At 35.5% G+C, this 13,793-nt stretch carries 11 protein-coding genes; all 11 read right to left on the bottom strand.

Annotated features, from left to right (window positions below):
- Positions 1 to 246 precede the first annotated feature (246 nt).
- The 11 genes from H0Z29_10500 to H0Z29_10450 all read right to left on the bottom strand — a co-directional run bounded on the left by H0Z29_10500 (position 247) and on the right by H0Z29_10450 (position 13,789).
- Positions 247 to 1,389, bottom strand: coding sequence for a sulfate transporter (locus H0Z29_10500; protein ID MBO8131921.1), 1,143 nt, complete (start codon positions 1,387 to 1,389; stop codon positions 247 to 249).
- A 197-nt stretch (positions 1,390 to 1,586) separates the two neighbouring features.
- Entirely contained in the window at positions 1,587 to 2,474 is an 888-nt protein-coding gene (locus H0Z29_10495; GenBank protein MBO8131920.1) for an SAM-dependent methyltransferase, read from the bottom strand.
- A gap of 131 nt (positions 2,475 to 2,605) precedes the next feature.
- On the bottom strand, positions 2,606 to 3,391 hold the full coding sequence (locus H0Z29_10490) for an MBL fold metallo-hydrolase (protein ID MBO8131919.1): 786 nt from the start codon (positions 3,389 to 3,391) through the stop codon (positions 2,606 to 2,608).
- A 1-nt stretch (position 3,392) separates the two neighbouring features.
- Positions 3,393 to 4,031 carry an MBL fold metallo-hydrolase gene (locus tag H0Z29_10485; GenBank protein MBO8131918.1) on the bottom strand — a complete coding sequence of 213 codons (639 nt, stop codon included), beginning with the start codon at positions 4,029 to 4,031 and terminating at the stop codon, positions 3,393 to 3,395.
- Positions 4,009 to 4,827 (bottom strand): uracil-DNA glycosylase, encoded by an 819-nt coding sequence (locus tag H0Z29_10480; GenBank protein MBO8131917.1) that lies wholly within the window; start codon positions 4,825 to 4,827, stop codon positions 4,009 to 4,011. Before H0Z29_10480 ends, H0Z29_10485 begins: the two co-directional genes overlap by 23 nt.
- Before the next feature lie 104 nt (positions 4,828 to 4,931).
- Positions 4,932 to 5,249: a hypothetical protein gene (locus H0Z29_10475; GenBank protein ID MBO8131916.1), complete on the bottom strand. Its 318-nt coding sequence runs from the start codon at positions 5,247 to 5,249 to the stop codon at positions 4,932 to 4,934.
- Positions 5,250 to 5,281: 32 nt separating this feature from the next.
- The gene (locus H0Z29_10470) at positions 5,282 to 5,425 is read right to left on the bottom strand and encodes a hypothetical protein (protein MBO8131915.1); all 144 of its coding nucleotides are present in this window, start codon (positions 5,423 to 5,425) and stop codon (positions 5,282 to 5,284) included.
- Positions 5,426 to 6,529: 1,104 nt separating this feature from the next.
- A complete protein-coding gene (locus H0Z29_10465) occupies positions 6,530 to 8,473 on the bottom strand; it encodes a glycoside hydrolase family 97 catalytic domain-containing protein (protein MBO8131914.1) in 1,944 nt (647 codons plus the stop codon).
- Positions 8,474 to 8,484: 11 nt separating this feature from the next.
- Positions 8,485 to 10,401, bottom strand: a complete 1,917-nt coding sequence (locus H0Z29_10460; GenBank protein ID MBO8131913.1) for an esterase — start codon at positions 10,399 to 10,401, stop codon at positions 8,485 to 8,487.
- Between the two features lie 51 nt (positions 10,402 to 10,452).
- Positions 10,453 to 12,357, bottom strand: a complete 1,905-nt coding sequence (locus H0Z29_10455) for a family 43 glycosylhydrolase (GenBank protein ID MBO8131912.1) — start codon at positions 12,355 to 12,357, stop codon at positions 10,453 to 10,455.
- A gap of 193 nt (positions 12,358 to 12,550) precedes the next feature.
- The gene (locus H0Z29_10450) at positions 12,551 to 13,789 is read right to left on the bottom strand and encodes a hypothetical protein (protein MBO8131911.1); all 1,239 of its coding nucleotides are present in this window, start codon (positions 13,787 to 13,789) and stop codon (positions 12,551 to 12,553) included.
- Positions 13,790 to 13,793: the final 4 nt, after the last annotated feature.

The following is a 13,793-nucleotide window of genomic DNA, read 5'->3' as shown; positions in this document are numbered from 1 at the left end:
ATTATTAAGATAATTTCAACAATGCTCATCTTCTCATCTCCATTTTATTTTTTTTGGAATTGCAGATAACGTTCCGGGGATATGTGAAGTCCCGACGATAGTCGGGATTTGGGCAAGCGTGAGCGAGCTACATATCCACCTGTTGTCCGAGTGCGATAGCACCGAGCCAACGAAGTTGGCGAGAGTCGTGAACGTAAGGTGCTTATCTCCCCCAGGTCAGTATTAGTCATTTTACTAATATCTATCTCATCCCCTAACATTATTAGACCTTTGTGGACGCTTTCGTATCTTTGTTAGTACATAGGCCAGCATCATCCCAAAAATATAAGCAATTGTAATATTAGTTACTAATGCTAATATTGATATGATGCCCGTAACAATATAAGAATCTGTTTTCAAACCATGTTTTCCTAATTCAATTGCAACAAAAACTAATAATGCTCCAAAAACACCAAAAGGAATAATTGCGACAAATTCTGGACTGGCAAAAAACAGAGCAATTGGTAATAATATCAAACCACTAATAATATTTGACCCTCCAGTTCTTGCTCCAAATCTGTATTGTGCTGCAAGACCGCCAGCACCATGACACATAGGAAAACCTCCAAAAGGAGCAGATGTTAGATTCATTAGACCGATACTCTTTGATAATTTATCCGGGTCAACATCTCTGCGAACAAGATCTTGCATTAACAATGAGGTGGCAAGTATTGCGTTGGTAATAGTCAACGGTGCCTGAGGAATAGCTAATAACCAAGCACCTTTTAGGAAATCATGGACTGTTGGGATAATGATATTTGGTAATGATATAATGCTAATAGGAGGAATCCCAAATTTAGAAAAACCAACAATTATGCCGATTAATAGAATAAATATTGCAGAAAGGTCTGGAATTTTGCCAAATTTATTAACTATTAAAAATAAAATAACAATAATTATACAAACAATGGCTAAAATATAATCTCCAACAATAAAATTAATTGATGTTTTAATCAAAAGTAATGCTAAACCTAATTGTATGCCTCTAATAACACTATTGGGAACTTTTTCCTGAATGAATTTCATTCCTTTACAAAATCCCAAAACTAAAAAAAGAGCCCCTAAGATTATTCCAGAAGCTGCAATCTCGCCACAGCTTAAACCTCCTTCAATAACTACAACCCCAATAGCCTTCATTGGTTCTACAGGAACAGGCATTTTGTAATATAGACCTGTGATAATATACCATATGCTGAAAAACAGTAGAATGTGTCCTAAATTGGCATTTGAAATTATAGCCACGCCAAGGACAATAGGGATTAACGTTCCATAATCTCCAACTGCACCAGATATTTCTTCCAAATTAAATCTAAAATCTTGCCACTTATCTGATTTATCCTGATTTTTCATCATAATCACACGATTTTTATGCACATGTTAGATGCACCCGAAGTCCACGATTTCACTTAACGTTTTGCGAGTACCCAAAGTTGGCGACTAACGGGAGCCAATTTGGGCGTAGCGTATCGGAGCCGGGTACTCGCTGTTAGGCGCCGTGCACATTTATATTTAATTGAAATATTTAAGCACCTTCTTTCTATATTTTATCATTTTACCTCCGCAAGGACAAAGCGCTCAATATCAAATTCTTTTATCGTTTTAAGTAAATCAAGGTCAACTAAATTTGAATAGCGTTTCTGCATCTCCACGGAATCAATATCTTCAATAAGAGTAAGTGAGTATTTGGAAAGATAATCTTTCATCTCTGCAGGATTGAAACCAGATATAAAGATAGGATTACTTTTTTTAAGAAATTGTTTAGCGAGTCTTTTTATACCATCATTGGAGTATTTACCATCAATAAAACTCTTAATAACATAACTAAATACAAGTTTACTTCCGGGTGCAGCTTGTCCTATATATTTTAATGTATTATCAATAGCTTCTTTGGGGATATATTGAGTAACAGCTTCCCAGATAAAAAGAGTCTTAAAAGTTAAATTATATCCTGCATTTTTTAATTTAAGATCAAGACTTTGCTTCTGAAAATCAATGGGAACATAAACAACATTGTCTGGAAGCTTTCCTAATATTTTTTTCATTTTTTTCATTTTCTTTTTTATCACTTTCGGATGATCAACTTCAAAGTAGAGTAGTTTTTCTATTTCCGGGATATAATATGCACGGCAATCCATTCCAGCACCCAAATTTACAACTGTCTCAAATTCATTTTTTTCAAGAGTCTTTCTTAATACATCATCTATGTAACGCTCTCGACAAAAAAACCATCCCATAGCTCCCGGGATACTTTTTTCTTTTTTCATTATAAACGAATCGCGTATTTTAGGATTTCGCATAAGCCAGATATAAAATTTATAAACTGGTGGTAATAATTTTTCAGAATAGGGATCTTCAAAAAGCCGCTTTTCTTTAGGATATAACATCATCATTGCTCTTGCCGCTGCAACTCCATCACCTGTTTTAATTGCTTTCATAATGTTCTCCTTAGAATATTGGTATGATACCTAACATATTGCAAATATAAGAAGTTGCCGGAGGCAATTTAGAGGAATCTTTGATTTCCCTTTTATCCGCTGTTAGATGATGTGCAAATTGAGGATACTTTTTATTTGATTTCAATTACCTTTCCTACTCCGTGCTCAATAAAATTTTCCTTATATTCCTTTCTAAAAGTTTCTCTGACCAAATCACCTGTGCAATGAGATGGTGCAACCTTTTCTACTCCCAATTCTTTAAATTCTTTAATGCAAGATGTAGGAGGACGGTGAAACCCTCCTAAAACTAAGTATACCTTATCTTCTTTCATTAATTTTTTGGCTCTCTTTATAATATTTACAATTCCTGGATGAGCACAGCCTGTAATAACCACTAATCCCTTCTTTGAATCAATAATTAAGGATTGCTCTTCTGGAGGTCCATAAAGCTCTCCAGTTGTGTAAATAGAAGCAGAAATTTTTCTTGGAGCTGAAATTTCTACAAATTTGGCTTTCTTTTGGATTATCATATTCTTAACGGATTTTGGAAAGGAATGGGGAATGAAAACTGTAACATTACTGTTTCTCTCTAAAAAACCTTCTAATCCTCCTAAATGATCAGCATGGATATGAGAAATAACTACTTTTTTGATTGAGGAAGGATCGATACCTAATTTTTTCATATTGAAAAGCAAAATTTCTGAGTTTCCTCCGGTATCAAAAAGTATTAGCTCCTGAGGAGTTTTTATTATGGTGGCAAAGCCCCAGGTAGTTTTAAGTTCTGGGTCTACTTGGCAGTTGTCATAGACAGAGATTAAAGTTATTTCTGGTTTTTCTTTTTCAGCCAGAGCTGGGAACCAAATCCCTCCTCCTGCCAAAATTAAGGTTCCGATTAAAGTTAAGATCTTGAGATTCATTCTACTCAACCTCAATTATTTTCCCTGCTCCTCCCTCAATATATTTTTCGGGATAAAGGAACCTTATCTCTGATTTATATTGAGTGCAATGGGTTGGGCAAATCAAATCTAAGTTCTTTAAGGATTCAGGACTTGTTCCGTGTAATCCTCCTATAATGCCATAAACCTTACCAAATTGAGAAGCTGTTTTAAGAATATACTCCATTCTTGGGTGCGAGCATCCGGCTATAATTACAATACCTTTTTCTGTCTCAATGCAGAGGGATTGTTCTATTCCATCAAGTTCACCTGTAGAGTAAATTCCTTCATAAAGCTTTGTGGGTTTCTTCACTTCAATAACTTCTCTTGCATTTTTTGCTTCGTAAAAATGAGAAGGAGCCCAGAGTTTCACTTTATTATTCAGTTGAAGAAAGGATGATAAACCACCTGTATGATCCCAGTGAAGATGAGAAATGAAAATATCTTCGATCTTTTCTGGATTAATTTTAAGCTCTTTCATATTGGAAAGTAAAATATCTCCATTTGCTCCTGCATCAAAAAGAATATTCTTTCCTTTAACATGGGTAAGTGCTGAGAAACCCCAGTCAGCTTTAAGCTCGGTTCTTAAAGTAGTATTATCATAAATAATCGTAACTTTCATATCTTGCCTCCTTATGCAATCTTTCATCTAAGGTTCCATCGGGAAGCATCCAATCTGGATGCACCTTACCTTTTTCTTCCATGTGATAACGAATACAACTTTTCCAATCTCCCTTACAGTACAATTCTATCCACTTCTTATCTAACTTTCCTTCCTCATAAAATCTTTTCATTGGACACGCCAGATACCATTTGCAATCCTTAAGTAGCACCTGCAATTTTTTGTAACTTTTTATTAAACCTTGCTTAAAGTCAGGATTATAAAGAAGAGTTGCGGGATGAGGTAGGGGTAGTATCTTTTTATCTCCAGCTAAAAAAAGTCTACCATAAATTGAAGAAAACTCTCTTTTTGAAGGTGACAAAATGCCATGTTTTTGAAAAATGTAATAGGTGGCATAATAACCTAAGGGGACCAATATCTTTAGATTTATTAATTTAATTTCTTCATTCAAGTAATAACTGCAGGCTATAATTTCATCCTGCTTGGGCCTTCTGTATTTTGGAAGCATACATTTAATTAAATTTGTCATATAAATTGCCTGCCTGCTAATTCCTGCTGATTTTAGTAATTCGTCTAATACTTTCCCTGAAGGACCAACAAACATTTTTCCTTCTCTATCCTCTTTTTCTCCTGGTGCCTGAGCAATTAACATAATTTTAGCATTCAAATTTCCCTCGCCACAGATAGCATTCTTTCTGGTTTCAAATAACCTGCATTTCTTACATTCCTTTATCCTTTTATTCAGTTCATCAATTTTCATAATCCTTACGCCATCAAATATTTTTGCATTGCGCATAACATATTGCGAATAAAAGAAGTTGCCGAAGGCAATTTAGAGGAATCTTTGATTTCCCTTTTATCCGCTGTTAGGCGAAGTAGTAACATTATCACCTTTTCACACTACTTATTGAAAAATTCTTTTTGTATCACAGCTTGTGAAATTTTATTGCTGGGACCATCTCCTCTAGCAACGTTGACAGATACTTTGCCTTTTAGTACCTGAAATATCTCTGCTACATCACTATGTGTAAAGCCTGGACAAAGTATAATGGCATCTATTTTCTCCTTTTCATAGATACTTTTTGAAACTTTTATTGCTTCGTCTTGAGATTTCACAACAACTGTCAAAAGTCTATACTTTCCTGTGTCAATAATACTTTTATGTTTTTCATAGTCTGCATCAGGTGCATGCGCTAAAAATAATGCTTTAAAAGCCATAACTTACCCCTCCTTTTTATTTTAAATCTCTACTAATATATTTTATCTATTTCGCCTAACGTTGTTATATTCGCACTCTTGGTACTGATATGATGCCTTTTTTGGATGATATCCGCACTTAGTGCAGATATACTCCCTATTGACGAACTAACAAAATCTTTTAATTTTATAAACATTTTCACCTCCCGCCTTCTTTCCCGATTAGGGATCCTACGGATATTAATGTTTATGGTATCGATTGGACTAATTATATTGTCCAGATTTTTTTCTGCTGACATGAGTATAAATCCCGGTAGCTTTGATATGAGTATGATCTAAACGTTCTTGAATATAACTTAAATCTGTTCCAGCTTCTAAAATTCGTAGAATCCCTATTCGGGAGATGTGTAGCAAAACCGTACCTCAAACTACAAAATGGAACCTCATTTTTATTACCTGTCTTTTTACATGCACTTTGGGAAATCTTTCCCTCATCCTTGTCAAAAAATGTAAACCTTATTTTGCTCTTTCAAACAACCACTTCTGTGGTTTACACTTCTTACAATATTCTTTTCCCAAATAGGGATTCTACGAATAAAACTTGTAATATGGGCAATTTCTCTTCCCGATTAGGGATCCTACGGATATCTAATTCTTCCAACTTTATCTTTACGCCAATGCTTTCATCAATCCTGATTAGTGATCCTACGGACATTCTATATCTAATTTTAAAAAATAAAAGCTGTAAATCAAGGTTATTATTAAAAAGTTACCAAATATTGAATCTTCTCCCTAATAGGGATCCTACGGATAATTGAAATTTTTTAGTTGAAGTATTATCGTATTCGAGACTAAAGAATGGATAATCATATAAATAACATTATATATAAAAAATCAATTCAATTTAAACATTTTTTATTCCCTTACCTCGAGAATAACTTTATCCCCTTTTTTTAGTTTGTATATCATAAAGATATGTTTTTTTGATTACAACTTTTTGTATTTTAGTTCTATCCCTGATTATAGGTTTCTTAACATGCGGGGTCTTATAAAGTGGATTTGGGTTTTCTCCTCTTGACTTTTTTAATTTATGACTGCTTAATGCTTTTAACCTTTCATAGCTTCTTACTCTTAAATTTCCCCCAAGGTTTGATTTAATTACAACTTTTTTAATCTTACCGTTTTCCCCATATCAAAGCTATTATTTATAAATTTAATACACAGAATTAACCATTTACTTTAGGTTACTTTAATTAAAAAATGAATTCAACTCTGGCAATCACACTTCAAATATCTGTATTTCAAAACGTTTTTATTACAAACCCACCATAAGGAACCACTTTTATCTTTTGTGATTTCGACAAATCTATATGACGTTTCACAAGCCATTTTCCATCTTTAGAATCAGTAATCAAAAGTCCCTTTGACTTTTTGTTGATAAATTGAAGTTTTAATTCAATCGTTCGTTCTTTTTCTTCGTCATTGATCCCTGCTATATACCACATATCACCTTTCCTTCTTGCCAGCACAACAAACTTACCTGGATAACCATCAATAAATTTCACATCGTCCCAGCTTGTGGGTAAAGTACTCATGAATTTTTTTATAAAGTTTTTCTGAGCTGACATTCCCCGGGGAGTTTCCGCAATATGTTGAATTCCAGATGTGAACAGTACCGACAAGGCTATTTCAAAACCTTTTGTTGTTCTACGTTTAATATTGGGTATACCTGAAAAATTCACAGGCGTAAAATCCATCGGATCGAAAAGATTTCGGGTAAAAGGAATAACCGTGCAATGCCATGGTTGATTATCTGCAAAATACTGATCGAATGTCACATATTCTTCGCCTTTTATCGCCTCCATACTTACCAAATTAGGATATGTTCTGTGCCAGCCTCTGGGATAGGTGCACCCGTGAAAGTTTACCGCAAGATTAAATTTTGCAGCATCCTTTAGTATATCAATATAATACTTCATCATCGATTGTCCGTCTCCACCGAAGAAATCAACTTTTATACCAGCTACTCCCATCTCTTTTAACTTTTGAAATTCTTTCACTCTTGATTCTCTTGTAAGTAATTTATTACGAGGTGTTAAGTTTGTGGTATTCCAGTCTCCAGCCGAGTTGTACCATAAAAGAATTTTTACATTCTTGTTTTTTGCGTATTTTGCAAGTTCTTTTATTTTGTCATATCCTATTTGCCTATCCCAGAATGCATCTATGAGGCAATATTTCCATCCCATTGATGCTGCAAAGTCAATATATCTTTTTTGAACTCTATAAATTGTAGAATCATCTTTCAGAATCACCCAACTCCATGAAGCAATACCAGGTTTTAACCATGAAGAAACATCATATTGTGCGGGACTAGCAAGATCAGTCCCAATTGTTGATTCTACAAGGTCACCTAGATTATCCGTAACTGCAACTATTCTCCATGGTGTATACCAAGTGAGAGGCGATTCTGGTAAATAGGGTTCGTCATTTCTTCGTTCTTGAGGTTGAGGAAATTGAATAGAGTACTCCCCATCTGGAGAGAATTGACTTAAACGAGATCCACAATAATTCGTATCCACCGCGGTTTCTGTGATACATATCCAGTACTTTCCATAATTAAATAGCGCAGGCATTACCCATCCTGCTTGAAAAGGTGCTGGAGTTCCAACAGGTATTTCAATTTGATAGTATTCTTCATATGATGGTTGGGTAAAACACCAGCCGGTACGAGCATCTGGACAGGGCTGTAAAAATGCTTTTGCCGATGTATCAAAATGAAATGAAGATACTTCTTTATAAATTTTCACTTTGTCTTCAGTTTTATCGGGGAAGTGATATCTGAATGCCACGCCATCATTTGAGACCTGAAAAATAATTTCCATGGGCTTTAAATTCTTACTTTTTAGATAGAATATTCTCTTTATGCCCTCATAATAGCAAGTTGATTTCTTGCCGTGTAAAAGGGTGTATTTATCTTTAACTATAATTTCATTTGAAACTGAATCCAAAAATAGATTTCGTGAAAAGTCTTCATCACTTCTGATTAGTCCTAATCTTGATTCTCGAAGGACCGGAGTACCAGAGTGAGAGACGGAATATACAGGTTCCCCCTGTTCAGTAAGCCAGAATGAAACTGATATCTTTTGATTTGGACTCCTTACTATATAAGTTTTTGAGCACAAATCCTTATTCGAGAGTAAAGTCAATAAAACTACAACTGACAAATTGAAATACCTTCCCAGCATTTTATACTCCTTCATTTAAAAATTAGTTGTGCAAAATTATAAAAATTGTTTCTCCACACAGGCCAGGTATGTCCACCTGGATATTCGCTGTACTGATATGGTATGCCCAGTTCATCAAATTTTTTGAGCATAATCTGGCAATTTTTCCATGCAATGTCTTCTTTGCCACCTATTCCGATCCAAAGCAGCTTCGGGTTAGATTTAATTCTCTTCTTATTCTTAGCGATAAACTGATATTGTCGTTCTGCCAGATCCTTTTGCATTGGCATAATCCATCCAGAACTAAATACACCAAGGTAAGCAAACATATCAGTATTTCGCATGCCGGCATATAGTGTTTGGATTCCTCCCATGGATAAACCGGCCAGTGCCCTAAATTTTGCTCCTTTTTTCACCCTGTAATTTTTTTCAACAAAGGGGATGACGCATTCTTTTAACTCAGCTTCGAACATTCTCAATCCAACTTCACCAAATGCCTGTAGTGGCATATTGCCATCTACCATCACAATGAGCATTGGAACTGCCTTCTTTTCGGCAATAAGATTGTCCGTAATCAAATCTATTTTCCCCTGTTGAGCCCATCCACGTTGATCTTCACCACCACCATGAAGGATATATAGTACAGGATATTTTTTTTTGATATTCTGATCATATCCAGGAGGAGTATACAAATAAAAGCTTCGCCATGAACGAGTTACTTTTGAATAGTACCTTTTTATTCGAATATCACCATGAGGGACATCTCTTATTTCACAGTAATCCCAATTCTTATAAGGTACTTCAATGCCACTTGCCATTCGTCCCATGCCATAAAACGTTTCACTACAAGGATCGCATACTGCAATGCCATCGATGATTAAAGAGTAATAATGAAATCCTTCGGTTAAAGGATCAGTAATAACCTCCCAGACACCATTTTCATTTTTTACCATATCATACTTTTCCCCTATTTCTATCTGAACTTTATGTGCCTCAGGTGCTTTAATTCGGAATATAGCTCGACCATCAGGTAAAATCTGGGGATAAAGCGCACCACGTACATTTGTAGATGCTGGAATACCTGTGAGGCTATTGTATTTTTTGAAAGTCGCATTATCTACTGGCTTAAACAACAGTTGAACAAAATGATATAAACTTCTTTTCCAGACGTTGAAATCATGGCCACCGGGTAAGATATAATAGATATGCGGAACATTATGTCTCAAAAGATAATCGTGTAAGCGTTGGCTTATGCTTATAAGATTATCATTATCACCACATGATATCCACAACAATTTTAATTTTTCATTAGTTTCTAATGGATTAGGAATCAACTCATCAGGACTTTTTGTATTAGGTGCAGATGAAAAACCACCAATCCATGCAAAATAATCAAGGTTACTCAGTCCAAAATTCAGTGCTTGTCCGCCACCCATTGATAATCCAGCAATGGCACGATGCTCACGATCTCCATAAACTGGATATTTTTTTTCGATAAAAGGTATCAGATCATAAAGTAAATCTTTCTCAAATCTTGCAAAAGCCTGTATTTTTAGACTATCAAAAATATTTCCAATCGAACGATCATCCTTCATGGCACGGCCATTGGGCATGACAACTATCATAGGCTCGATTTTCCCTTCAGCATATAGATTATCAATAATTATATGGGGTTGTGCGCCATTAAGCCATTCGGTTTCATCTCCCCCAATACCGTGCAAAAGATAGAGAACGGGGTATTTATCGTTTTTTGAAAAATTGGGTGGTGTATAAACAATAGCTCTCCGTGTAGTACCCACAGTTTTTGATTCATAGTAGACGGTGTCGATTTTTCCATGATGGGTCGAAGGTTGCGTAGAGTCAAAATCTTCAGGAATGTTGATAGTTGAAAGTTGTGCATTTACGTACAGACCAAAAAGAAAGAGCTTAACAATTAATATCAACTTCATCGTATCAAATTTTGTCATGTGATACCCCTCTAAATTTCTATTACTAAATTTTTACTTCAATACAAGGAATTTCCTCGTTATAACAAAGTTATTGTTTGTTCTTAACTGGAAAAAATATACACCGCTTGTTAGGTTACGACTATCTAATGTAATCTCATAAATCCCGGGCTCTCTAATGCCTTCAAATAATGTGCATACCTCCTGTCCCAAAATATCAGTGACCTTTATATTCAACCCTGATTTCTCTGGCAATTGATAGCAAATCACAGTGTTAGTATTGAATGGATTTGGATAATTGGGATACAAATTAAATCTATCCGGGATGTAATAACCTTGCTCTTCTACCTCGCTTAGCTTGGTTAACGAATCATCGATATGAAAAAAATCAAAATCCACATAACCACCCGTGCTTTTTGTAGCATAATTGAACAACGCAAACTTATATCCCATAAAGTGTGAAAGTCTATATTCCATTTTAAGAATATTTCCTATTTCAATCCACTTTACTCCGTCCAAACTATAATAAAAATAAGCACTATCTGACCTGTTTTCTAAATCGCATGATACCCTCAAAAACACTGTGTCTTGCTCTAAAAGTACACTTTCGACAATCTCAGGCCTCCCGGCGCTGGAATTAACCATTACAATATTTTTTATTTCGCCATCTCTTCTAACTGCGACAAAGCCATAAATCTCCTGCAATAATCCTAAACCTGCTATATCACCATCTTTCATATTCCTTGTATCCATTTTGATTTCTCCAGAGCACCTGGGACCAAAAGTTCTTTGTGTAAGTGTATTCCTAGTTTCTGTAAAATCTCTATCTACTCTTCCATTAATTAGTCTCAGGTAACCAGGGCGCTGTTTGGTTGACCAATAACGGTTGTCTGGATTGTGATTCCATTGCCATACAAGGGGCATCTTTTCCGTCCATTCGAAATCATCAGAAGATACAATTTTAGGTATACTATCATTTTTCACTGGGATGTCCAGCTCAGTGGGTACTTTACCTTTGATACCAAATACAGGCCAACCATTTTCCCAAGTGACAGGAACGAGACAAGGAATTCTACCAACAGAGCCATGATCCTGGAACAAAAGAGCATACCACTTTCCATCAATACTTTCTACTAAGCCTCCCTGGGCAATGCCTTCATATTTTAATGCAATTTTTCCTTCGTATGGACCCGTAATTCTTTCTGAACGAAATACAAGTTGCGTTCTCATTCCACCCTTTGGCCATGAAATCAAAAATATATAATATTTACCTCTTATTTTATGGATATGAGAACCTTCTGCCGCAACGTAAAATTCAGTTCCCGCAATCTTACTTGCACTTTCTATTATGGTCCTATTCAATCCACCATGCTTAATTGCTGTAACATCCTCCGTTAGTTCTAGTACTTTTATATTATCGATTCCATAAACTAGATAAACTTTACCATCATCATCGAATAGTAAAGATGGATCATGGCAAACCTGATTAATTATGCTACGTTCCCAAACTCCATTTTCTATATCATCAGTTTTAAAGATATATGTTTTATTGGTTGTGTAAGAGAATGTTACTAAGTAAAAGAAACCATTATGATATCTTAGACAGCTTGCCCATGAACCCTTACCATATGCATTTTTACCATTTTCTAGATTCATTTCATCACTGTTTGAAAGTGTATCATAAACGTAGTTTACAATTTCCCAGTTTACGAGATCTTTCGACTTCATTATAGGAACACCTGGACACATATGCATTGTTGTACTGCTCATATAATAGCAACTATCTACTGTTATGACCGATGGGTCTGGTACATCAGCCCATATTATTGGGTTATGTGCTTTTGGAGATATTTCTGAAGTGGAACCGCTGAGTACGGTAATGGTAAGAATTAACGTATTACTGACCAATTTAGCAAAAATATTATTTAAAACTTTAATATTCTTTATCTTAAGTAACATAAAACCCCCTCCTTTAATTCCTACTGCTACTGAAACTATAAAATATTCTTTGTAATTGTAAAATCATATTTTTAATTCTGTAAAATTAAAAACAAATTACCAGAAACGATCCCATGTTTGTTTCTTTATAGAATAGATAAAAATAGTTTCGAACTGGTGAAAATCATCAAGTTCAATCAGTCTATCTACAACTTCATTTTAATGTTGGTGTATCCCATTTTATCCATTCAGATAAATCAATATCATTATAAGGGGTTTTTTCTATATCTGTATTTACTGAATTAATATCTAGTAAAAACTTATCAAGGAATGCTTCAACTTCCGAATACTGGCTTTCTGGCAGTGCACAGTGATCATGCCCTCCTGCCTGTGAAAATCCAAATCTATCGGGAACTCCAAGAGCTCTATATATCTCTTTAGTGGCTTTACATGCTACATACGTTGCTTCCTCTGCAAGCCATTCGAAATCAGGATTACCCAATACTAATAATGGTCGTGGTGCTATAGCACCCATTACTTCATGGTGATCGTATGGAAGTTTCGTTACACATGAACTGAACTGCCCAAGGTTTTGGTGATACCATCCAGCCCATAAAGCATTGCTCAGTTTTTCTCTTGAACCCGGTAAAACTTCTGCGACCCTCCATGAAGCACTTCCTCCGCACCCAGGCTCCTGTGCTATTGTAAGGGCAATCCTCTCATCAAGAACTGCAGAATATATTGCTATCTTGCCGGCAAACGAACAACCGGTCACCCCAATTTTTGCAGTATCTACCTTAAGTTCTGGTAATTCATAAATAGCATCTATTAATCTACTTACACCCCATGCCCATGCCAGCATACTTCCTGCGTATTGCAGTTCTGGGTAAAATTGAAAAAATGCTCCTTCGGAACGTGAATTTCTCTGCCATGGAGCAAGTTCCCACCATCTAAAAGACACTACTACTATGTTTCGTGAAGTAAAAAACTTTAAAGGAATAGTCGGGAATCCACCTGTAAGAATTATCGCAGGGAAAGGACCTTTACCGGAGGGAAGATAAAATACATATGCGGTTAAATTTAATGTATCATTGTTATCAATAACTGAAAGCCGTATAGTACTATCACCAGGTGTAAATGTTGCAATCAGAGCATCAGGGGGAGGCGGTTTATAACCTAACTGGTAATGCTGTATTTCTTCGACTATTTCTGCTCTTCGACAACGCCATTCACTGATTTTGTTTATCCTTCCACTTCCGTCAGACCATTCAAATAGATCAGGCAAAGATTCTATAATAGATAGCTCATCAATAGATAGTAAAGGTGGTTCAGAACATTCTATACCGTAATTTTCCAGATCATTATGCGAAAATAACTGCTGGGTGTGTAATTTTGAAACAGGAAGGAATGTAATAATCAGGATTACATTAATCAACTTAATCACTTTTTCCATTATA

The sequence above is a fragment of the Candidatus Neomarinimicrobiota bacterium genome (assembly GCA_017656425.1).
Classification (GTDB): Bacteria; Fidelibacterota; UBA2242; order UBA2242; family B5-G15; genus JACDNV01.
The sequence above is the reverse complement of the archived record's forward strand: the minus strand, read 5'-3'. Positions and strand labels throughout refer to the sequence as shown.

Excerpts from the sequence above, each read along its gene's own strand:
- H0Z29_10485 (MBO8131918.1), bottom strand. The coding sequence starts at position 4,031 with ATGAAAGTTACGATTATTTATGATAATACTACTTTAAGAACCGAGCTT.
- H0Z29_10460 (MBO8131913.1), bottom strand. The coding sequence starts at position 10,401 with ATGAAGTTGATATTAATTGTTAAGCTCTTTCTTTTTGGTCTGTACGTA.
- H0Z29_10465 (MBO8131914.1), bottom strand. The coding sequence starts at position 8,473 with ATGCTGGGAAGGTATTTCAATTTGTCAGTTGTAGTTTTATTGACTTTA.
- H0Z29_10455 (MBO8131912.1), bottom strand. The coding sequence starts at position 12,357 with ATGTTACTTAAGATAAAGAATATTAAAGTTTTAAATAATATTTTTGCT.
- H0Z29_10470 (MBO8131915.1), bottom strand. The coding sequence starts at position 5,425 with ATGTTTATAAAATTAAAAGATTTTGTTAGTTCGTCAATAGGGAGTATA.
- H0Z29_10495 (MBO8131920.1), bottom strand. The coding sequence starts at position 2,474 with ATGAAAGCAATTAAAACAGGTGATGGAGTTGCAGCGGCAAGAGCAATG.
- H0Z29_10480 (MBO8131917.1), bottom strand. The coding sequence starts at position 4,827 with ATGCGCAATGCAAAAATATTTGATGGCGTAAGGATTATGAAAATTGAT.
- H0Z29_10500 (MBO8131921.1), bottom strand. The coding sequence starts at position 1,389 with ATGAAAAATCAGGATAAATCAGATAAGTGGCAAGATTTTAGATTTAAT.
- H0Z29_10450 (MBO8131911.1), bottom strand. The coding sequence starts at position 13,789 with ATGGAAAAAGTGATTAAGTTGATTAATGTAATCCTGATTATTACATTC.
- H0Z29_10475 (MBO8131916.1), bottom strand. The coding sequence starts at position 5,249 with ATGGCTTTTAAAGCATTATTTTTAGCGCATGCACCTGATGCAGACTAT.
- H0Z29_10490 (MBO8131919.1), bottom strand. The coding sequence starts at position 3,391 with ATGAATCTCAAGATCTTAACTTTAATCGGAACCTTAATTTTGGCAGGA.